Origin of the sequence: Streptomyces sp. NPDC002564, from assembly GCF_042889645.1 — a bacterium.
Classification (GTDB): domain Bacteria; phylum Actinomycetota; class Actinomycetes; order Streptomycetales; family Streptomycetaceae; genus Streptomyces.
Map to the genome: position 1 here is coordinate 492,893 of NZ_JBIARE010000003.1, position 20,892 is coordinate 513,784.

Consider the following 20,892-nt stretch of genomic DNA (forward strand, 5'->3'; position numbering starts at 1 on the left):
TACATACGGGACGGCGTTCGAAACGGGCGGACTGAAGCCATGACAGGTTTCTCCGTGACAGGAAGACATGAGAGGAAAGGTGACCGGACCGTGCAAGGCGCCGGAGTGCCGTGGTCGGGGGCAGGCCCGGTGGGCCCGCTCCCGACCACGGGGCGGGAGTTACGTGGTGCCGCCGATGCTGGTACCGGACTCCAGGCCCGCCACCGTCGCGGCGAGCTGTTCGTCCAGCGCGCCCTCGAAGACGCGGACCTCGTCGATCGCGCCGGAGAAGTACTGCGTACCGCCGGCCCCTACGCCGGAACGGCCGACCTGCAGACCGGCCTTGGACAGGTCCCAGGCGTTGGGCCAGGAGATGATCTGCCCGGTCCACTGGCCGTTGACGTACAGCCGCACCTCACCGAACAAGGCGTTGTACGCGAGTGCCAAGTGGTCGCCGTCGCCTTCACTGCGCGGCGCGAATCCGACCGCCACGGATTCGGTGAGCGCCGCACCGTCGGCGTCCTTCTCGCTCAGCGCGAGCTGCCAGCGGCGGCTGTCCTTGTCGTAACGCACGGTGGCAGCCGATTTCAACGTGCCGGGCAGGGACAGCACCGTCTCGTCCGCGGTCGGATTCGGTGTGGCGAGCCGGGCGCGTGCGGTCACGGTGAAGCTGGCTTTCGCCTTGAGCAGTCCGGCCGGCCGGTTCGCATAGCCGTCCGTACCACCCAGCGCCAAGTGCCCATCACCCCAGACCGGTTGCTCCGCAGGGACGCAGTCCGGGTCGGTGCTCGGATCGCAGGTGTCCTTCGGCTGGTAGACGGACGCCCTGCCGTGCGGGGTCAGTCCGGCACCCTTCGCCCGGTCGGGGACCTTGCCGTCAACGGTCTCGTCCATGTCCCAGTACGCGAGCTGCAGCGGCGGCACACCGCCCAGTCTGGCGCTCTCCCCGGCGGCGATCACCCGGTCGAAGACCTGAACGTCGGCGACCGTGCCCTTCAGGTTCGCCGTGTAGCCGGCGGGTTCCAGGGCACGTCCGATCTGCAGCGAGCCGGTGGCGTTCCAGGTGGTCGCGCGCTCCTGGATGTCGCCGGAGATCAGAGTGCCGTTGACGTACATGCGCATCTTGCCGGGCGCCCCGCCGTCGTTCATGTCGTAGACGCCGACGAGGTGGGTCCACTCCCCCGGTACCGGCTTGGGGCCGAGGACCTGCCAGGAGAGCATCGAATCGATCTCGCTGTCCGGCGCGAGGAAGGTCCACTTCTTCGAGTTCGCGTCGTAGCCGAGCGAGAACCCGGAGCGCGCTGAGCCGTCCTGGCTGATCACGCTCATCGACGTGGTCGGCAGTTGCGGCAGCATCACCCAGGCCGCCACGGAGAACGTCCTGTCGGTGTCCACGACGTGCTGCCCGGCGTTCAAGTACGCGTTCGGCGAACCGTCCAGCGATGCCGCGGTACGGGCCGATCCGTGCGGGCCCTTCGCGCCGAACGAGACGCCCGGGCCTGCCGCAGCAGCGGGTGCGTTGTCGCCGCCGGCCGCCTCGGTGGAGCCTGCCGGGTCGGCCAGCGCCCAGGAGCCCTTGGGCGACCGCCCCTTGGCGACCCGGAACTCGTAACTGGAGGTGGCCTGCTTGGCGTTGCCTGCCTGGTCGACGGCCTGGACGATCAGAGCCTTGGGCCCTTCACGGCCCGGCATCCAGCGCACGACCGCCGGGCGACCCGGCTCGTCGGGCACGACCGTCTTCTCGGCCTCGCCGGTGAACTGGTAGGTGTACTTGGTCACATCAGTGCCCGGCGAGTACAGGGAAAAGGTCCCGTAGTCGCCCACGCCCGCATGCCAGAGGTCATCATCCGGGTACGCGGTGGAGGTGACGGTGGGCGCCGCCGGTTTGGTCGAGTCCAGGATGAACTCGCAGCGGGTGGCGTCTCCCTCGCTGCTCCAGGGCCCCCAGAGCAGGTCGCCGTCTCCGTCTTTCGTGCCGTCGCTGCCCCGCGACTCCCAGCCGATCACCCGGTTCTGCGGCGGGGTGAAGGCTCCGGTGCCGTCACCCTCGATGTCGTCACCGACCGTGTACTTGAAGCGTTCCCATCCACTGGCGCGGTCGGGGTCGCTGTTGGACTGCTTGTAGTCGGTGGTCACCGTGTAGCTCTTGGTACTGCCGTCCGTCGTCGCCCAGAAGATCTTGAACTGGGCCTTCAGCTTCTCGGTGTTGCCACCCGCGTCCCCGTGGTCCGGGTCCCAGATGATCGCCGACAGGGTCGGGGGCTTCTTCGTGTAGTGCTTGGTCGCCTCACCGTAAACACACTTGCCGCCCGGGTTCATCGTCAGCTCGTTCATGGCGGGCTGGTACGGCAGCCGGTTGTAAGTCACCTCGAGTGCGGCGTTGTTGCAGAACCGCTTCCACGACGCGTACGAGTCCTCGGTGGCTGCCTGCAACCCGAACGTGGTGGTGTCCCAGCCGCTGTTCGCGGCCTTCTGTACCGTCCCCGTCACGCCGAAACGCACGTTCTGGTTCGTGGCCGTGCACGAGCCGGTCGGGTGCGTCGGGGACTCGGAGGTGATGTGGTCCTTGCTGGAGGGACGGTTGGACCAGTTCGTCCCGGAGTTGATGGCGCTGCCGCCTGAACTGTTCATCCGGTGCAGCTGCACCGAGCGCGCCTCACTGTTGTACGTGTGCACCAACGTGATGCTGAACTCCGCCTTGAGGATCGTCTTCCCCTCAAGACCGCCGGTGGGCAACGCGTAGTACTGGCGCTGCACGTCATTGGTGCCGGTACAGCGCACCGACATGTCGGCGGGGCAACGGCCCACGCCCTTACCGGACTCGATGCCGTCGGCGGAGTTGGAGAACTTCCAGCCCTCCAGACCCGGGTTGCCGGAGGAGACCCAGGTCCAGCCGGTACGCGAGGTGGTCTTGGCGACCGGGTCGATGTAGACCGGGTAGCGAGTGTGCTTGCCGCGCAGCAGCGTACGGTCCGGTGTCAGCACCATCGTGCCGCGCCGCAGACCGAGCCCGACATCAGCGACTTGAGCGCCCTCGGGCGGGCCCGGGCCGGCCTGCATCGGATGCTCGGCCCTGCCCTTCGCCGTGCCGCCCGAGTCCCACATCACCGGCTGTGGAGCCTCGAAGACCCGGCCACCGGACGTCGTGTCCTCGGCGACCAGGCCACCGCCGTCGTCTTCGCTCACCGTGACGCCTCGCGTGGCGACGGGCAGAGTGATCTCGGCGAGCTTCGGGTTGGCGGCGCCTTCGGCTGTCTTGACCGCCAGGACGTGCGAGAAGCCATCACTCTGCGCCGTCACCACAAGGTCGACGTCGGGCAGCACCGACTTGTACGTCGCCGTGCTGCCGGCGACCTCCGGTGCGGGCAGCTTCGTGGGCCAGGAGAACGACATCGTCCTGCCGTCCCGCACCAGCGTGGCGAACGTGCTGTCCCCGCCGCCGGAGATACTCATCCCCGCACTCGCTGCCCGCGGCACCAGGCGCCCACTCGCCTGTTTCACCAGCGTGGTGTCGATGTCGACCCACTCGCCGTCCTTGCGGGTACGCACCGGCCGCGCGAACTCCTTGATCGTGAAGGTCCCGTCCGGATTCGCGAAGGTCTGGCTGCGCTCGTCGCGCAGCGTGGCGACCTCCACCCGGCGGCCCGCCTCGGCCGCGGCTTCGGCCGCCACCGCCCGGGACATCGCCGGCTTCGAAGCCTGCTTTCCCGTCCCGGCGTCGCCCTCCGCCGCGACGACCGGTGCGGTGTCCGCCGCCACCACGGGTGAGACCCCGGTGGCGGCGACGGCAAAGGTCGCGGCCAGCGCACCGACCGCCATTGCCGCCCGGCGCCCGACATCCCACCCTCTACGTCTGTATGTCCGGCTCTTCATGCTCCCCACCCCTGTCGTGTACGCCGCGCCGCGGTGCCGTCGTGCCGTCCGGCCGTCAGCGGATGGCCGAGCCGAACGCCTTGCCCACGTCCGGAATGCCGTCTGCGCCGGGCTTCACCGTGGTCACCGTGCCGGCGCCACCACCGGCCACCGCCCACGGCAGCGAGTACACGACACCCTTCTGCGCACCGGGTGTCTTGCTGTACGGCACGCCCACGTACAGCCGTGTACCTGTCGCCCACAGACCGAGGCCCGCGAAGTCCCGCGCCGCGGCCGTGTCCGGCAGCCCCGCTCCCCTGGTGAGCAGCACGTCCTTGTTTCCCGGCGCCCCGAGGCCGTGGAACACCTGCACCGCCCCGGCGTTCTCCGCCGCCCCGACCTCCTGGTTGGGCACGCTCACCGCGAGGCGCATGTTCGCCGCAGTGCCGACCTCTTCCGGCTCCGTGTTGGACATCACCACCCGCTGCCCGAAGAAGTCGCCCACCACGGGGTCGCCGTCGACATCCGGAGACAGGCGGTCGATGAGGTTGACCTCCTTCACGGCGCCCGACGGCTTGACGTGCAGCACGGTGACGGCGCCCGCGTCGGCGACGTTGCCCACGTCCTCGTTCGGCGTGCCGATGGCCACCAGGGCGTCCGTCTCCGATGACGCGCCCTGCGGGCGGTAGGGCACGACAGCCAACGACGTACCGAACCGGTCGTCCTTCTCCGCCGTCCCCGAGGTCAACTCGGGCTGGTTCTCGTCGACGGCGCCCAGCGACGTCGGTCGGCCGTCGGTCAGGGTGTGGCTGAAGACCGTTACCCCACCGGCGAAGGACTCCGAGCCGATCGCCTCACCAGGTGCGCCCACCACGAGATACCTGAAGCGTGCCGCGAGCGAGTACCCGAAGCGGTCGTTCGCCTCGGCGGCCCCGGGCATCCCGGGATCGTCCTGGTTGACCGTGGCCTTCTTGGTGCCCTGGACGTAGTGGATGCACCCGGCGTCCTTGAGCGAGCCGATCGCCTCTCCCGGCACTCCGATCGCCAGGGTGGGCTTGTCGCCCGAAACCTTGGTGGCCGCCAGCGAGAAGCCGAACAGGTCACCCGCCTCGGTCGTCGTCGATCCGTCGAGGCCCGCCTGGGTGTAGCTGTCCACAGGCGATCCGGTACCGATACCCGTCGGTGTGCCATGGATGACGTAGACCGAACCGGCGTCCTGCTGCGCACCCTCGGTCGTGGTGACGTCCTCGTACGGAGCGCCCACCACCAGGTCCGAGCACCCGTCGGAGTCGGCGTCGTACACGGCGATCGAGTGGCCGAACTGATCCCCGGCCTCCGGGTCGGCGCTCATCTGGCTCAGGGCCTGCGAGATCTCGAACGTTCCCCTGTCGCCGCCCATCACGACGCGTACCAGGCCGGCGCCCGCGTTGCCGTCCACGGTCGCTTGGGGGTCGGCTATCGCCATGTCCCGCACTCCGTCGCCGTTGAAGTCCGACTCGGTGCCCGCCGTGCACCCGGCGGCAGCCGCCGGAGACACCCCCGACGTGAACGTCCCCGCGGCTGCGATGAGCACCGCTCCCATCCCCACACCGAACGCCCGTGCGCACGTAGGCACACTCCGCCCCAACCCCACAGTCCCCACCCCAGAGTCACAGGATCCTCACAAGTGAGCTGAGGCAACAAGGTCGAACCGAGGCCGTCAATGCGCGCCCTGCACGCCATCGACTCCGACTGGCGAGATTCGCACCCCATCACCCTTCGTGCATGGCTGCATACCAAAAGCAAACACGGAAGCCAGCAGGGCTTACGGCAGGCAGCGCTCACGGGACCCTCGCCCCCCTCGGATATGCGATGCCCGCAAAGGGGAGGGCGCGCCTCATCGCTGGACATGGCCCACCAGTCGGACTGCGGTTGGCCGAAAGACGGCCTGCGAGCCGACGGGCACCTTTCGACCGGGCCCGGAGCGGGTCATGGGCGAGAGAGGCCTCCGGGATCGAACACCGGACCCGCAGGAGGGAAGAGAGGCACGGACGCCGCCAAAGAGCGGTTCACTGTTGCCGGGAGAGTGAAACGAGGGCCGCCACGGTTTACGCGGCGACCCTCGCTGTTACGTTTCGGCAGGCCAGATCGTTTCTGCACCGACAAGCCAGAGTGGGGCGGGTGGGACTCGAACCCACGGCCGACGGATTATGAGTCCGCTGCTCTAACCGGCTGAGCTACCGCCCCTAACGGCGCGTCGCGCACATTTGTGCGCGCCGTCTGCCGCAGCATAGCCGCTCATACGATCTCCTGCTTCGGATGGTCGGCATCGCTCGACCATGAGGACCGCAGGGCTGCCCGCATGGTTCCACGGGGCACGAAAAAGGACCCCTGAGGGGGTCCTCAGGGGTCCTTCCGTACAGCTCTCCCGACTGGACTCGAACCAGTAACCTGCCGGTTAACAGCCGGCTGCTCTGCCAATTGAGCTACAGGAGACCGAGCTCCCCCGACTGGACTCGAACCAGTAACCTGCCGGTTAACAGCCGGCTGCTCTGCCAATTGAGCTACAGGGGATCGTCTCGTTGCATCGAACGTACCTACCTGGGAACTCTCCGGGCGGCGGGCGTTCGCTGCGACACATACATTAGCGCAAGCAGGGGGGTGCTCCGCCAATCGGTATCCCTCGGGCGATCAGCAGGCGAGCGACAGACGACTGACAGGCGTGCGAAGCCGACGCAAGGGAAGGGTGGCAGCCATGAGGTACAAGCTCACATTCGTGGCGGGGCTGGCCCTCGGGTACGTCCTCGGGACCCGGGCCGGACGCGAGCGCTACGAGCAGTTGAAGAAGTCCGCCCGGGAGATCTCGCAGAACCCGGCCGTGCGCAACACCGTCGAGTCGGCGACCCAGCAGGGCCGCGAGGTGGCGGGCAAGGCCCTCCACTCCGTCTCGGAGAAGGTCGGGGACAAGATGCCCGACTCGGTGGCCGACCGGGTCCGCTCCCTGCGCGAGCGCGGGCAGGGCGGCGTCGAGGACGACTGGGGCACCAGCAACACCTAGGCGGGCGCCTCCGCGATCTCCGTGGGCCCGTGATCGCGCTCTCCGCGATCACGGGGAGCGAACACAGGTACGGACCCGCCCCTCCGTGCGGCAGAATTCCCGGCATGGGGATAGTCGCAGGGTTGGACAGTTCGCCCGATTTCACGCGCATCGTGGTCTGTGACACGGACACGGGCGCCGTACTCAAGCAGGGATATGCCCCGCATCCGGTGGAGAACGCCGAGGGCGGCGGCCGGCCCTCGGACGTCGATCCGCAGGCGTGGCTGCTCTCCCTCGGCGAGGCGGCGGGCGGCGGGCTGCTCGAAGGCGTGCAGGCCATCGGCGTGTCCGCCCAGCAGAACGCGCTGATACCGCTCGACCAGCACGGCAACACCGTCCGGCCCGCGCTCGTCGGCAACGACCGGCGGGCGCAGGTCGCCGCCGTCGACCTCGTCGACCGGCTCGGCGGCCGGGAGGCCTGGGCGCAGGCCGTGGGCTGCGTGCCGCAGTCCGCGCAGCCCGTGACGAAGCTGCGCTGGCTGGCGAAGAACGAGCCGGACGCAGCGCGCCGCGTCGCCTCCCTCGTACAGGCCCCGGACTGGCTGGTGTGGCAGCTCCTCGGCCGGCCCGCGCGGCGCACGACCGACCGCGGCGGCGCCTCCGGCACCGGCTACTGGTCGGCTGCGACCGGCACGTACCGCCCCGACCTGGTCGAACTGGCCCTGGGCCACCAGGCGATGCTGCCCGAGGTCATCGGACCCGCCGAGGCCGCGGGGACCACGCCCGAGGGGCTGCTGATCTCCGCGGGGACCGGCGAGACGATGGCCGCGGCCTTCGGGCTCGGGGTGCGGCAGGGCGACGCCGTGGTGTCGCTCGGCGCCTCGGGTTCGGTGATGGCCGTGCACCACGAGGCGCTGGCCGACGCGGGCGGGATCGTCACCTCCCTCGCCGACGCCACCGGGATGCACCTGCCGGTGGTCCACACGACGAACGCCGTACGGGTGCTGCGCGGCACCGCCGAGATGCTCGGGGTCGCCGACCTGCAGGAGCTGTCCGAGCTGGCCATGAAGTCGACGCCCGGCGCGCACGGGCTGGTGCTCCTCCCCTATCTGGAGGGCGAGAAGACGCCGAACCTGCCGCACGCGGCGGGCACGCTGACCGGGCTGCGGCGCGAGTCGATGAAGCCCGAGCACCTGGCGCGGGCCGCCTTCGAGGGCATGCTGTGCGGGCTCGGCGACGCGCTCGACGTACTGCGCGGGCGGGGCGTGGAGGTCCGGCGGGTGTTCCTGCTCGGGGCCGCCGCCGAGCTGCCGGCCGTGCAGGCGGCGGCGCCGATGCTGTTCGGTACGCAGGTCGTGGTGCCGCAGCCCGCGGACTACGCGGCGATCGGTGCCGCACGCCAGGCCGCCTGGGCGCTGACGGGCCGGCTGCCGCTCTGGCAGGGGGCCGCGGCGCAGGTCTTCGAGCCGGGCGAGGAGCACACGGTGGGGCAGGCGGTGCGCCAGCAGTACGCGACGGTGCGCGAGCAGTCCCACCCGGGGGCGTTCTCGGCGACGCCCGCGTCCTGACGGCCGCCGCGGGCGACCCCCCGCCGACGACTACCGCGGACGACCACCGCTGGCGATCACCGCGGGCGACCCCCGCTGACGATCGCCCGCCGGCCACCGCCCGTCGGCGACCGCCCGCCGAAGCTCGCCCGCCGGCCACCGCCCGCGCGGAGCCAGATCCTTGAGTCGGCCCACTTCTTTACCCGGGCTGAAATTTGACCCGGTCATGGGTTAATCGGTTGCACGGCGGCGGGTGGGGTGTCGGAGGATGGGGTCCGACCTCGCCCACCGGCCGACACCCGACTCCTCGAGAGACCGAGCGTGCTCATACGACTTCTGCGGACGTATCTGCGTCCGTACCAGAAACCCATCGCCCTGCTGGTGCTGCTGCAGTTCCTGCAGACCTGCGCGGCGCTCTACCTGCCCACCCTGAACGCCGACATCATCGACAACGGTGTCGTCGAGGGGGACACGGGCTACATCCTGTCCTTCGGCGGCATCATGATCGCCGTCACCATCGTGCAGATGGTCTGCAACATCGGCGCCGTCTTCTACGGCGCGCGCACCGCCGCCGCCCTCGGCCGCGACGTCCGGGCCGCCGTCTTCGACCGGGTGCAGTCCTTCTCCGCGCGCGAGGTGGGCGAGTTCGGCGCCCCGTCGCTGATCACGCGGACCACCAATGACGTCCAGCAGGTGCAGATGCTGGTCCTGATGTCGTTCACGCTGATGGTGTCGGCGCCCATCATGTGCGTCGGCGGCATCGTGATGGCGCTCGGCCAGGACGTCCCGCTCTCCGGCGTGCTCGTCGCCGTCGTGCCCGTCCTCGGCATCAGCGTGAGCCTCATCGTGCGGCGGCTGCGGCCGCTGTTCCGGGCCATGCAGGAGCGCCTGGACACGGTGAACCGCGTGCTGCGCGAGCAGATCACCGGCAACCGCGTCATCCGCGCCTTCGTGCGCGACGCGTACGAGAAGGAGCGCTTCCGCAAGGCCAACGCCGCGCTGACCGACGTCTCGCTCGGCACCGGCAAGCTGCTCGCCCTGATGTTCCCGATCGTCATGACGGTCGTGAACGTCTCCTCGATCGCGGTGGTGTGGTTCGGCGCGCAGCGCATCGACGGCGGCGACATGCAGATCGGCGCGCTCACCGCGTTCCTCGCCTATCTGATGCAGATCGTCATGTCCGTGATGATGGCCACCTTCATGTTCATGATGGTGCCGCGCGCGGAGGTCTGCGCCGAGCGCATCGAGGAGGTCCTGGACACCGCGAGCAGCGTGGTGCCGCCGGCCGACCCGGTCCGCGAGCTGCGCAGCCACGGCCACCTGGAGATACGGGACGTGGGCTTCCGCTATCCCGGTGCCGAGGAGCCCGTGCTGCGGGCCATCCACCTGGTGGCGCGGCCCGGCGAGACGACCGCCGTGATCGGGTCGACCGGCAGCGGAAAGTCGACGCTGCTGAGCCTCGTACCGCGGCTGATCGACGCGACCGAGGGCGAGGTCCTGGTCGGCGGCGTGGACGTGGGCACCATCGAGCCCGCGCTGCTCGCGAAGTCCGTCAGCCTGGTCCCGCAGAAGCCGTACCTGTTCGCCGGGACCGTCGCCGGCAACCTGCGCTACGGCAACCCGGACGCCACCGACGCGGAGCTCTGGCACGCGCTGGAGGTCGCCCAGGCCAAGGAGTTCGTGCAGGGCCTGGAGGAGGGCCTGGACGCGCCCATCTCGCAGGGCGGTACGAACGTGTCGGGCGGGCAGCGCCAGCGCCTGTCCATCGCGCGCACCCTCGTCCAGCGCCCGGAGATCTACCTCTTCGACGACTCGTTCTCCGCGCTCGACTACGCCACGGACGCGGCGCTGCGGGCCGCGCTCGGCCGCGAGACGGCCGGCGCGACCGTGGTCATCGTCGCCCAGCGCGTGTCGACCATCCGGGACGCCGACCGCATCGTGGTCCTCGACGAGGGCCGCGTCGTGGGCACGGGCCGCCATCACGAGCTGATGGAGAGCAATGAGACCTACCGGGAGATCGTGCTCTCCCAGCTGACGGAAGCGGAGGCCGCGTAATGCCCCCAGGCGGTATGGGTGGGCCCATGATGGGCCCCGACTCGCGGTCGATGGACTTCAAGGGCTCCGGCAAGCGGCTGCTCGCGCAGTTCAGGCCCGAGCGCACCACCATGTGCGCGATGCTCGTGGCCGGCGTGCTGAGCGTCGCGCTGTCCGTGGTCGGCCCGAAGATCCTGGGCCGCGCGACCGACCTGCTCTTCGCGGGCATCGTCGGCCGCAGCATGCCCGACGGGGCGACGAAGGCGCAGGCCATCGAGGGGCTGCGGGCCAAGGGCGACGACGGCATGGCCGACATGCTCTCCGGCGTCGACTTCACGCCCGGTCAGGGCATCGACTTCGACGCGGTGGGCCGGGTCCTCCTGCTGGCGCTCGGCACGTTCCTGGTGGCGGGCCTGATGATGACGGTGGCGACCCGGCTGTCGAACATCGCCATCAACAAGACCGTCTTCCGGATGCGCGGCGACGTGCAGGCGAAGCTGTCCCGGCTGCCGTTGTCGTACTTCGACAAGCGGCAGCGCGGCGAGGTCCTGAGCCGCGCGACGAACGACATCGACAACATCAACCAGACGCTGCAGCAGACGATGGGCCAGCTCATCAACTCGCTGCTGACGATCATCGGTGTGCTGGTGATGATGTTCTGGGTGTCGCCGCTGCTCGCGCTGGTGGCGCTGGTCACCGTGCCGCTGTCGTTCGTCGTGGCGACGAGGATCGGCAAGCGGTCGCAGCCGCAGTTCGTGCAGCAGTGGAAGAGCACCGGCAAGCTCAACGCGCACGTCGAGGAGATGTACACCGGCCACACCCTGGTGAAGGTGTTCGGCCGCCAGGAGCAGTCGGCCGCCGCGTTCGCCGAGCAGAACGAGAAGCTGTACGAGGCGTCCTTCAAGGCGCAGTTCAACAGCGGGGTCATGCAGCCGCTGATGCTGTTCATCTCGAACCTGAACTACGTCCTGGTGGCCGTGGTCGGCGGTCTGCGGGTCGCGTCGGGCTCGCTGTCCATCGGTGACGTGCAGGCCTTCGTCCAGTACTCGCGGCAGTTCTCGATGCCGCTCACCCAGGTCGCCTCGATGGCGAACCTGGTGCAGTCGGGCGTCGCCTCCGCCGAGCGGATCTTCGAGATCCTCGACGCGGAGGAGCAGGAACCCGACCCGGTGCCGGCCGAGCGCCCCGCGACGCTGCGCGGGCGGGTCGAGATGGAGCACGTGTCCTTCCGCTACGAGAAGGACAAGCCGCTCATCGAGGACCTCTCCCTCGTCGTGGATCCCGGCCACACGGTCGCCATCGTGGGGCCGACCGGCGCGGGCAAGACGACGCTGGTGAACCTGCTGATGCGGTTCTACGAGGTCACGGGCGGCCGGATCGCCCTGGACGGGGTCGACATCGCCGCGATGTCCCGCGACGAGCTGCGGTCCGGCATCGGCATGGTGCTGCAGGACACCTGGCTGTTCGGCGGCACCATCGCGGAGAACATCGCGTACGGCGCGCCGAAGGACGTCACGCGCGAACAGATCGAGGAAGCGGCGCGCGCCGCCCACGCGGACCGCTTCGTGCGCACGCTCCCCGACGGCTACGACACGGTGATCGACGACGACGGCACGGGCGTGAGCGCGGGCGAGAAGCAGCTGATCACGATCGCCCGGGCGTTCCTGTCCGACCCGGTGATCCTGGTGCTCGACGAGGCGACGAGCTCCGTCGACACCCGGACCGAGGTGCTCATCCAGAAGGCGATGGCCCGACTCGCGCACGGGCGGACGAGTTTCGTCATCGCGCACCGGCTGTCCACGATTCGCGACGCGGACACCATCCTGGTGATGGAGAACGGCGCCATCGTCGAGCAGGGCACGCATGACGCGCTGCTGGCCGCCGACGGGGCGTACGCGCGGTTGTACGCCGCGCAGTTCGCCCAGGCCGTGGCCGAGGTCGACTAGCGCCGTCGGGGCTCGGGGATGCCGCGTGGGCCGGTCCGTCGTGGCTGGTCGCGCAGCTCCCCGCGCCCCTCACGGGTGGGCCCCGCAGGGCGCCCCGCCTCAGACCTCCTCAGTCCAGATAGCCCCTCAGCTGGTCCGCGAAGGCGTGGTCGCGGAGTTTGTTGAGGGTCTTGGACTCGATCTGGCGGATGCGCTCGCGGGTCACGCCGAAGATGCGGCCTATCTCCTCCAGGGTGCGGGGCCGGCCGTCCGCCAGGCCGTAGCGCAACTGGACGACCTTGCGCTCGCGCTCGCCGAGGGTGGAGAGGACGGCCTCCAGGTGCTCGCGGAGCAGCAGGAAGGCCGCCGACTCCACGGGGCTGGTGGCGTCGCCGTCCTCGATCAGGTCGCCGAGCGCGACGTCGTCCTCCTCGCCGACGGGGGCGTGCAGGGAGACGGGCTCCTGGGCCAGGCGCAGCACCTCGCTGACGCGCTCGTGCGGCAGGTCCAGGTGGGCGGCGACCTCTTCGGGCGTGGGTTCGTAGCCCCGCTCCTGGAGCATGCGGCGCTGGACGCGTACGACGCGGTTGATGAGCTCCACGACGTGCACGGGCACCCGGATCGTGCGGGCCTGGTCGGCGAGGGCGCGGGACATGGCCTGGCGGATCCACCAGGTCGCGTACGTGGAGAACTTGTAGCCGCGGGCGTAGTCGAACTTCTCGACGGCCCTGATCAGCCCGAGGTTGCCCTCCTGGACCAGGTCGAGCATGGTCAGCCCGCGGCCCACGTACCGCTTGGCGACGGAGACGACCAGGCGGAGGTTGGCCTCGATGAGGCGGCGCTTGGCCATCCGGCCGAGCACGACCAGCTTGTCGAGGTCCAGGCCGAGCTGGGAGTCGAGGTCGGGGGTGTTGCCCAGCTTCTCCTCGGCGAAGAGGCCCGCCTCGACGGCGCGGGCGAGCTCCACCTCCTCGGCGGCGGTGAGCAGCGGGATGCGCCCGATCTCGCGCAGGTACTGGCGGAACAGGTCGGACGAGGGGCCGCCGGTGTCGGCGCGGCCGCGCGGCACGGGGACGTCGAGGATCTCCGGCTCCAGGGCCTCGGGGGCCTCGCCCCGCGCTTCGGAGGGCGCGTCGGCGTCCTGTGCGGGCTCGGGGTCCTGTGCGGGCTCGGGGTCCTGGCCTGGGTGCTGCGCCGTTTCCGGTGTCCGCACCGCGTCCCGGGCCGCTTCCTGCGCCTCCGGGTGCTCCGAGGCCTCCGGGTGCCGGGTGGCTCGGCTCTGCGGTGGGACCGACTCCAGGACGTCCGCGTCCGCGCGGGCGGCGGTGTCGGTCTGGGTGAGGGTCTGGGTCTGCACGGGGGCGACCTCCAGGGTGATCGCTGCTGAGGCGTGCGGCAACGGGAGAGGGACGACGGCCTCGCCGCTGTCCGTCCCGGACACGATGTGTGGAACCGCGGGGGTGTCGGACCCGCTGTGTGCGGGTCGGCCGCGCTCCGAGGACTCAGGCACCGGAACCCAGTGTGGGGTACGACACACGGCCGCCACGAGGGGCGTGCGGTGACTTTTTGAGTCCGGTCCGTGACCGAGTGGTTACTCGCCGGGTAACCACGCGCCCCGTGATGTGTCCGCGCGCCCCACCCGGCCGTGCCGTCGCAGCGGGCCCTCAGAGCGCGTCGGAGCCCCGCTCGCGCAGCGCCTGGCCGTACTGCTGGAGGACCCACAACTCGTTCTGCACGGCGGCCAGGTGCTGGGGGTCGCCGCCCGCGCCGAGGCGGGCGAGGCTGCCCTGGACGTCCCGGATGCGGCGGTCCACGGCGCGCAGCCGGACCTGCACGAGCTGGATGCCCGCGTACATCTCGTCGACGGTCTTGCGCAGGATCGCCTCGACGGCGAGCTCGGTGACCATCGAGCGGACCGCGTCGTCGGGTGCGGCGTCGCGGACGCGGACGAGGTACTCCTGGGGGTCCTGTGCGCCGTATTCCGCGCCGCCGGCCTCCTCGATGGCGCGGCGCACCGCGGCGTAGGGCGGGGCGGTGAATTCGTCCAGGCCGTACGCGTCGAAGGCCGGGGAGACCAACTGGGGGTACTGCAGGGCCAGTTTGATCAGCTCGCGCTCGGTGCGGTGGGCGGGGCTGCGCAGGTTCAGCGCGGGGCCGCTGAAGCCCTGCGGGGCCGCCTCGTACGCCGGGGAGCCGCGCTGGGGGGCCGGGGCGGGGCCGCGGCCGCCGCGGTCGCGGGCCCAGCGGGCGAGCTGGGCGACGCGCTTGACGACGAACTGGGTGTCGAGGATGCCGAGCATGCCGGCGAGCTGGACGGCGACCTCGTGCTGCGCGCCGCTGTTCTTGATGCGGGCGACCACGGGCGCGGCCTCGTCCAGGGCGGCGGCGCGGCCCGCGGGGGTCTCCAGGTCGTAGCGGGCGACGATCTGGCGCAGCGCGAACTCGAAGAGCGGGGTGCGGGGTTCGACCAGGTCGGCGACGGCCGTGTCGCCCTTGGCCAGCCGCAGCTCACAGGGGTCCATGCCGTCCGGGGCGATGGCGATGTACGTCTCGGCGGCGAACTTCTGGTCGTCCTCGAAGGCGCGCAGGGCGGCCTTCTGGCCCGCCGCGTCGCCGTCGAAGGTGAAGATCACCCGGGCCGAGCCGTTGTCCATCAGGAGGCGGCGGAGGATCTTGATGTGGTCGCCGCCGAAGGCGGTGCCGCAGGTCGCGATGGCGGTGGTGATGCCCGCGAGGTGGCAGGCCATCACGTCGGTGTAGCCCTCGACGACGACGGCGCGGCTGGACTTGGCGATCTCCTTCTTGGCGAGATCGATGCCGTACAGGACCTGGGACTTCTTGTAGATCGCCGTCTCGGGCGTGTTGAGGTACTTCGGGCCGTTGTCGTCGTCGCGGAGCTTGCGGGCGCCGAAGCCGACCACGTCGCCGCCGATGTCGCGGATGGGCCACATCAGGCGGCCGCGGAAGCGGTCGATGGGGCCGCGGCGGCCCTCCTGGGAGATGCCGGAGAGGGTCAGCTCCTTGTCGGTGAAGCCCTTGCCGCGCAGGAAGCGGGTGAGGTGGTCCCAGCCCGCGGGGCTGTAGCCCACGCCGAAGTGCGCCGCCGCGGCCTGGTCGAAGCCGCGCTCGGCGAGGAACTTGCGGCCGATCTCGGCCTCGGGGCTCTCCAGCTGGTCCACGTAGAACTGGGCGGCGATCTTGTGGGCCTCGACCAGGCGGATGCGCTCGCCGCGCTGGTGCGCGGGGTTGTACCCGCCCTCCTCGTAGCGCAGCGTGATGCCCGCCTGGGCGGCGAGGCGCTCGACCGTCTCCGAGAAGGTGAGGTGGTCGATCTTCATCACGAAGGCGATCGTGTCGCCGCCTTCCTGGCAGCCGAAGCAGTGGAAGAGACCCTTGCTCGGGCTGACCTGGAAGGACGGGGACTTCTCGTCGTGGAAGGGGCACAGGCCCTTGAGGTTTCCACCCCCCGCGTTCCGCAGCTGGAGGTAGTCGGAGACCACGGCGTCGATCGGGACCGCGTCCCGAACCGCCTTCACGTCTTCGTCATTGATCCTGCCTGCCACGTAGGAATACTACGGCTCGCCTGTGACACTCCTGCCCGGGTGGTCACGTCAGGAGCGACGTCAGGGGGGTCGACGGGTCCGCGAGGGCGTCCGGGTCGGGGCGGGTGCCCCGCCGGATCAGCTGCTGGATCGGCTCCGTGACGTCCCACACATTCACGTTCATCCCCGCGAGGACCTGGCCGTCGCGCAGCCAGAAGGCGATGAACTCGCGCTTGCCCGCGTCGCCGCGGACCACCACCTGGTCGTACGCCCCCGGGGGCGCCCAGCCCGAGTACTCCAGGCCGACGTCGTACTGGTCGGAGAAGAAGTAGGGCACGCGGTCGTAGGTGACGTCCTGGCCGAGCATCGCGCGGGCCGCGGCCGGGCCGCCGTTCAGCGCGTTCGCCCAGTGCTCCACGCGCAGGCTCGTGTCGAAGAGCGGGTGGCGGACGGCCGCCACGTCGCCCGCGGCGTAGATGTCGGGGTCGGAGGTGCGCAGGGACGCGTCGACGGCGATGCCGCCGCCCGCCGAGCGGTCGGCGAGGTCCAGGCCCGCGGACTCGGCGAGGGCCGTGCGGGGGGCCGCGCCGATCGCCGCGAGGACGTCGTGCGCCGGGTGCTCCTCGCCGTCGTCGGTGCGGGCGGCGAGGACCATGCCGTCCTGGCCGGCGATCTCGGTGAGGCGCGCGCCGAAGTGGAAGCGGACGCCGTGCTCGGCGTGCAGGTCGGCGAACATCTGGCCGATCTCGGGGCCGAGGACGGCGTGCAGCGGGGTCTGCTCGGGCTCGACGACGGTGACCTCCGCGCCGTACTCCCGGGCGGCCGCCGCGATCTCCAGGCCGATCCAGCCGGCGCCCGCGATCACCAGGTGGCCGTTGTCCCTGCCCAGGGAGGCCAGGACGTGCCGCAGCCGGTCCGCGTGCGCGAGGCGGCGCAGGTGGTGGACGCCCGCGAGGTCGGTGCCCGGCACCTCCAGGCGGCGGGGCTCGGCGCCGGTGACGAGCAGCAGCTTGTCGTAGCGGATGACCGTGCCGTCGCCCAGGCGCACGGACTTCGCGTCGCGGTCGACGGCGACGACGGTCTGGCCCAGGTGCAGTTCGACGTCGGCCTGCGCGTACCAGCCCGGTTCGTGGACGAACACGCTGTCGCGGTCCTCCTTGCCCAGGAGGTAGCCCTTGGACAGGGGCGGGCGCTCATAGGGGTGGTCACGCTCGTCGCCGATGAGGATCACCCGGCCGGTGAATCCTTCGGAGCGGAGCGTCTCGGCCGCCTTGGCGCCGGCCAGACCTCCTCCGACGATGACGAACGTCTGATCCGCGTCGACCACTTGATGCCTCCTTGCCGGGGGGGACCGGGGATGTCCCCCGGAACAACACAGACTTGCCACTGGGTCCTGCCGCCACAGGGAGCGTCCCGCACGCAGCGTGATGGGGGAAGGGGGCAGGGCCCCGACCGGCCACATCTCGTCACGCCCTGTGGTCACTCCATGGTCACCTACCGTCGCGTCACCGGGGCCTCGCCGTCAGCCGGGTGTGCAGCGCGCGGGCCGCCGCGTCGGTCAGGGACGCGATCTGGTCGATCACGACACGCCGGGCGGCGCGGTCGTCCAGCGCCGCGTCGTACAGCGCGCGGAACTGCGGGTCGAGGCCTTCGGGGGCGCGGGCGGTGAGCGCCTCGGCGAGCTCGGCGACGATGATGCGCTGGTCCGCGCGGAGCCGCTCCTGCGCGGGGCGCTGCATCACGTACCGGTCGGCGACCGCCTTGAGCACCGCGCACTCGTGGCGTGCCGCGCGCGGCACGACGAGCTCGGCCGCGTACCGCGTGAGGGGCCCCTGCCCGTACCGCGCGCGCGTGGCGGTCTCCGCGGCCAGACAGAAGCGGCCGATGAGCTGGCTGGTGGCGTCCTTCAACCGGGCCTGGGCGACGGCCGATCCGTCGTACCCGTGCGGCCACCACTCCTGGTCGAGGAGGCGGTCGAGCGCCTGGGCGAGCTCTTCGGGGTCGGTGTCCTCGGGGACGTAGCGTCCGATCGCCACGGCGTAGATGTCCTGCCGCTCGGGCTCGGCCTGCAGCGCGTTCGGATCGATGTGTCCGGCGTGCAGGCCGTCCTCGACGTCGTGGACCGAGTACGCCACGTCGTCGGACCAGTCCATGACCTGTGCCTCGAAGCAGGTGCGCTGTCCCGGGGCCTCCTTGCGGATCCAGTCGAAGACCGGCCGGTCGTCCTCGTAGACACCGAACTTGGGGGATGCCGGGTCGGCGGGGTGGGCGCCGCGCGGCCAGGGGTACTTGGTGGCGGCGTCGAGGGCGGCCCGGGTGAGGTTGAGGCCGACGCTGACGAGCTCGTCGGTGTCGGTGGAGCGGACGAAGCGCTTCGGTTCGATGCGGGTGAGGAGTCTGAGCGACTGGGCGTTGCCCTCGAAGCCGCCGCAGTCGGCCGCCACTTCGTTCAGCGCCTGTTCGCCGTTGTGCCCGAACGGGGGGTGGCCGAGGTCGTGCGAGAGGCAGGCCGTCTCGACCAGGTCGGGGTCGCAGCCCAGGGCGGCGCCGAGCTCGCGGCCCACCTGGGCGCACTCCAGGGAGTGCGTCAGCCGGGTGCGGGCGCTGGCGTCCCACGCATGGCTCCTGGTGCCGGGCGTGACGACTTGGGTCTTGCCCGCGAGGCGGCGCAGCGCCGCGGAGTGCAGCACGCGCGCGCGGTCGCGCTGGAAGGCCGTGCGTCCCGGCCTCTTGTCCGGCTCGGCGGCCCACCGCTCGCCGGCCGCCTCGTCATAGGCGGAGTGGGCGGTGCAGGCCTCGGGTCGCGCGTGCGGTGCTGTGCCTTCCATGCACCGACAGTAGACGCAAGCAGTGACAAACAGGGATCTGGCCCCTGGGATTCGGCCGCTGTCAGACGCTGGTCAGGCGACGCGGGCGGGCCGGTGCCGGGGTTTCGCACGCCTGGTCGTAGCGGTGCAGGACGAGCCGGACGAGCGCCGGGTGGGCGCCGAGCGGGGGCGTGGAGATCCAGGGGGCGGCGGCGGTGCTCCGCGCGGCGAAGCGGCCGGGCGCGGTGAAGTAGGCGGCGACGGCGGTGTGCGTGCGCCCCTGCGCGGCCAGGGTGGCCAGGGCCTGCGGGACGGTGCGCGGGCAGGCCGCGGTGGGCGCTGCGTAGGCGGGGAGGACGGGCACGCCGAGCCGGTCGGCGAGCAGCCGGGCCGCGGTCTCGGTGCCGGTGGCCGACTCCGGGTCGCGGGAGCCCGCCGCGGCGAGGACCACCGCGTGCCGCCGCCGTGCCCGCGCGTCCAGGAGCCGGTCGGGCCAGCCCGCCCGCACGAGCCGGTCCTGCAGCGCCTCGGCGAGCAGCGGGTGCGGGCCGAGCGGGGCGGCGATGCGGGCGTCGAGGCCGGGTGTGGCGTCGAGGGCCGCGGGGATGTCGCGTTTGACGTGCTGACCCCGGCTCAGGAGCAAGGGCACGAGGACGGCGTGGGCGGCGTGGGCGTCGTGGGCGGCGTGGGCGGCGGCGTGGGCGGCGAGGTCGTCGAGGGTGGCGGTCAGCAGCGGGGGGTTCAGCTCGATGTGGCCGAGCCGCACGGCGAGGCCGGGGCGCTGTGCGCGGATCCGCTCCGCGAGCGCCGTGACGGTGGCGAGGGCGCGCGGGTCGCGGCTGCCGTGGGCGACCAGGACGAGGGTGGGGCGCGGGTCGGGACGGCGTCTGCCGTCGGGCGAGACGAGCCGGAGCTGGGTGCCGAGCTGGCTGGTGATGCGGTCCATGAGGTGCGCCGTACTGTCGAGGTGGGTGATGCCGGAGTCGTCACGGAGTGGGTTCGACGGCGTCATGGACCGAGGATGGCCGGGACACGTTGCGGGGGCGTTGCGCGGCCGTGACGGCTCTTTTCGCCGGGCTCACGGCGGTTCTCGGCGCGGTGTCAGGGTGTCGTCGGGGTGGGTGCTCCGGGCCGGGTCGGGGGTGGTGTCCGGGGTGTTTCGGGGGCACGGGTCGCCGCGGTCGCGGGCGCGGCCGTTTACGGTTGTGGCAGTGATCGGGTCGGGTCTGGGGAGATCCGGGGAGTACGGGGGCGGATCGCGGATGGAACGACACGGGGAACGCACGGAGCATACGGACGGCGCGGAGCGTACGCAGCGTACGGACGGCGCGGAGCGTACGGACGGCGCGGAGCGTACGGACGGCGCGGAACACACGGATCGCGCGGAGCGTGCGGAACGCACGGGGTGGGCCGGGTGGTTGCGGATGCCCGCTCGGGCGTGGCGCTCGGGGCGCTTGCGGCGGCCCGCCTGGCTGCGCGTGCCGCGCACGCGGACGGGACGGCGGCGGGCGGTGCAGGCGGTGATGGGGCTGTGCGTGCTCGCGCTGCTGCCCGCGACCTGGCTGTTCGTGTCGACGGACGACAAGGTGGGCACGGTCGCGGACGCGCCACGCACCCGGGTGGCGATGGTGTTCGGCGCCGGGCTGTGGAAGGGCGAGCCGTCGCCCTATCTGGCCCACCGCCTGGACGCGGCGGCCGAGTTGTACCGCACGGGCCGGATAGAGGTCGTGCTCGTCACGGGCGACAACAGCCGCGAGGACTACGACGAGCCGGACGCCATGCGCGCCTACCTGAAGAAGCACGGCGTGCCGGGGCGGCACATCGTGAGCGACTACGCCGGGTTCGACACATGGGACTCCTGCGTGCGCGCCAAGAAGATCTTCGGCGTGCACCGTGCGGTGCTGATCAGTCAGGGCTTCCACATACGCAGGGCGGTGGCCCTCTGCGACGCGGCGGGCGTGTCGTCGTACGGGGTCGGGGTGGACGCCGTGCACGACGCGACCTGGTACTACGGCGGCGCCCGCGAGATCTTCGCGGCGGGCAAGGCGGCCCTGGACGCGACGTTCCACCCGGACCCGCACTTCCTGGGCGAACGGGAGCGGGGCGTGGACCGGGCCCTGACGGCACCCCGCTGACCGCCCCGGTGCGGGCCCACGAGGACGAGCGGGCCTACGAGGACGAGCGGGACCC

12 protein-coding genes and 3 tRNA genes are annotated in these 20,892 nt (G+C 71.3%); 5 read left to right on the plus strand and 10 right to left on the minus strand.

What is annotated here, in order from left to right; all coding sequences use genetic code 11:
• Nucleotides 1-159: 159 nt before the first annotated feature.
• The 5 genes from ACFYXE_RS13735 to ACFYXE_RS13755 form a co-directional block, all read right to left on the minus strand.
• Nucleotides 160-3,798 carry a LamG-like jellyroll fold domain-containing protein gene (locus ACFYXE_RS13735; RefSeq protein ID WP_389312096.1) on the minus strand — a complete coding sequence of 1,213 codons (3,639 nt, stop codon included), beginning with the start codon at nucleotides 3,796-3,798 and terminating at the stop codon, nucleotides 160-162.
• A 109-nt stretch (nucleotides 3,799-3,907) separates the two neighbouring features.
• Complete coding sequence (locus tag ACFYXE_RS13740; protein WP_389312098.1) at nucleotides 3,908-5,413, minus strand: integrin alpha; 1,506 nt, start codon at nucleotides 5,411-5,413, stop codon at nucleotides 3,908-3,910.
• 570 nt (nucleotides 5,414-5,983) lie between these two features.
• Nucleotides 5,984-6,057: transfer RNA gene (locus ACFYXE_RS13745), tRNA-Ile, on the minus strand.
• A 176-nt stretch (nucleotides 6,058-6,233) separates the two neighbouring features.
• Nucleotides 6,234-6,306 (minus strand) — tRNA-Asn (locus tag ACFYXE_RS13750).
• 5 nt (nucleotides 6,307-6,311) lie between these two features.
• A tRNA-Asn gene (locus ACFYXE_RS13755) sits at nucleotides 6,312-6,384 on the minus strand.
• A 181-nt stretch (nucleotides 6,385-6,565) separates the two neighbouring features.
• Here ACFYXE_RS13755 and ACFYXE_RS13760 point away from each other — a divergent pair.
• The 4 genes from ACFYXE_RS13760 (at nucleotide 6,566) to ACFYXE_RS13775 (ending at nucleotide 12,374) form a co-directional block, all read left to right on the plus strand.
• On the plus strand, nucleotides 6,566-6,868 hold the full coding sequence (locus ACFYXE_RS13760) for a YtxH domain-containing protein (protein ID WP_361175374.1): 303 nt from the start codon (nucleotides 6,566-6,568) through the stop codon (nucleotides 6,866-6,868).
• Nucleotides 6,869-6,972: 104 nt separating this feature from the next.
• The gene (locus ACFYXE_RS13765; protein WP_389312101.1) at nucleotides 6,973-8,415 is read left to right on the plus strand and encodes an FGGY-family carbohydrate kinase; all 1,443 of its coding nucleotides are present in this window, start codon (nucleotides 6,973-6,975) and stop codon (nucleotides 8,413-8,415) included.
• 300 nt (nucleotides 8,416-8,715) lie between these two features.
• Nucleotides 8,716-10,449 carry an ABC transporter ATP-binding protein gene (locus tag ACFYXE_RS13770; RefSeq protein ID WP_389312103.1) on the plus strand — a complete coding sequence of 578 codons (1,734 nt, stop codon included), beginning with the start codon at nucleotides 8,716-8,718 and terminating at the stop codon, nucleotides 10,447-10,449.
• Between the two features lie 26 nt (nucleotides 10,450-10,475).
• On the plus strand, nucleotides 10,476-12,374 hold the full coding sequence (locus tag ACFYXE_RS13775; RefSeq protein WP_361175365.1) for an ABC transporter ATP-binding protein: 1,899 nt from the start codon (nucleotides 10,476-10,478) through the stop codon (nucleotides 12,372-12,374).
• A gap of 109 nt (nucleotides 12,375-12,483) precedes the next feature.
• Here ACFYXE_RS13775 and ACFYXE_RS13780 read toward each other — a convergent pair whose 3' ends face one another.
• From ACFYXE_RS13780 to ACFYXE_RS13800, 5 genes are all read right to left on the minus strand, one after another.
• Nucleotides 12,484-13,863 (minus strand): sigma-70 family RNA polymerase sigma factor, encoded by a 1,380-nt coding sequence (locus ACFYXE_RS13780; protein ID WP_389312105.1) that lies wholly within the window; start codon nucleotides 13,861-13,863, stop codon nucleotides 12,484-12,486.
• 154 nt (nucleotides 13,864-14,017) lie between these two features.
• Nucleotides 14,018-15,916 carry a DNA primase gene (gene dnaG / locus ACFYXE_RS13785; RefSeq protein ID WP_389312107.1) on the minus strand — a complete coding sequence of 633 codons (1,899 nt, stop codon included), beginning with the start codon at nucleotides 15,914-15,916 and terminating at the stop codon, nucleotides 14,018-14,020.
• Nucleotides 15,917-15,959: 43 nt separating this feature from the next.
• Nucleotides 15,960-17,222 (minus strand): FAD-dependent oxidoreductase, encoded by a 1,263-nt coding sequence (locus ACFYXE_RS13790; protein ID WP_361175356.1) that lies wholly within the window; start codon nucleotides 17,220-17,222, stop codon nucleotides 15,960-15,962.
• A gap of 178 nt (nucleotides 17,223-17,400) precedes the next feature.
• Complete coding sequence (locus tag ACFYXE_RS13795; RefSeq protein ID WP_389312110.1) at nucleotides 17,401-18,723, minus strand: deoxyguanosinetriphosphate triphosphohydrolase; 1,323 nt, start codon at nucleotides 18,721-18,723, stop codon at nucleotides 17,401-17,403.
• A 61-nt stretch (nucleotides 18,724-18,784) separates the two neighbouring features.
• On the minus strand, nucleotides 18,785-19,714 hold the full coding sequence (locus ACFYXE_RS13800; protein WP_389312112.1) for a sirohydrochlorin chelatase: 930 nt from the start codon (nucleotides 19,712-19,714) through the stop codon (nucleotides 18,785-18,787).
• 412 nt (nucleotides 19,715-20,126) lie between these two features.
• On the opposite strand from ACFYXE_RS13800, the gene ACFYXE_RS13805 reads away from it, so the two are divergent.
• Nucleotides 20,127-20,837, plus strand: coding sequence for a vancomycin high temperature exclusion protein (locus ACFYXE_RS13805; protein WP_389312114.1), 711 nt, complete (start codon nucleotides 20,127-20,129; stop codon nucleotides 20,835-20,837).
• Nucleotides 20,838-20,892: the final 55 nt, after the last annotated feature.

Bases quoted from the DNA above. Each gene is read 5' to 3' on its own strand.
- ACFYXE_RS13735 (WP_389312096.1), bottom strand. From the start codon at position 3,798: ATGGCGGTCGGTGCGCTGGCCGCGACCTTTGCCGTCGCCGCCACCGGG.
- ACFYXE_RS13740 (WP_389312098.1), bottom strand. From the start codon at position 5,413: ATGGGAGCGGTGCTCATCGCAGCCGCGGGGACGTTCACGTCGGGGGTG.
- ACFYXE_RS13760 (WP_361175374.1), top strand. From the start codon at position 6,566: ATGAGGTACAAGCTCACATTCGTGGCGGGGCTGGCCCTCGGGTACGTC.
- ACFYXE_RS13765 (WP_389312101.1), top strand. From the start codon at position 6,973: ATGGGGATAGTCGCAGGGTTGGACAGTTCGCCCGATTTCACGCGCATC.
- ACFYXE_RS13775 (WP_361175365.1), top strand. From the start codon at position 10,476: ATGATGGGCCCCGACTCGCGGTCGATGGACTTCAAGGGCTCCGGCAAG.
- ACFYXE_RS13795 (WP_389312110.1), bottom strand. From the start codon at position 18,723: ATGGAAGGCACAGCACCGCACGCGCGACCCGAGGCCTGCACCGCCCAC.
- ACFYXE_RS13800 (WP_389312112.1), bottom strand. From the start codon at position 19,714: ATGACGCCGTCGAACCCACTCCGTGACGACTCCGGCATCACCCACCTC.
- ACFYXE_RS13805 (WP_389312114.1), top strand. From the start codon at position 20,127: ATGCCCGCTCGGGCGTGGCGCTCGGGGCGCTTGCGGCGGCCCGCCTGG.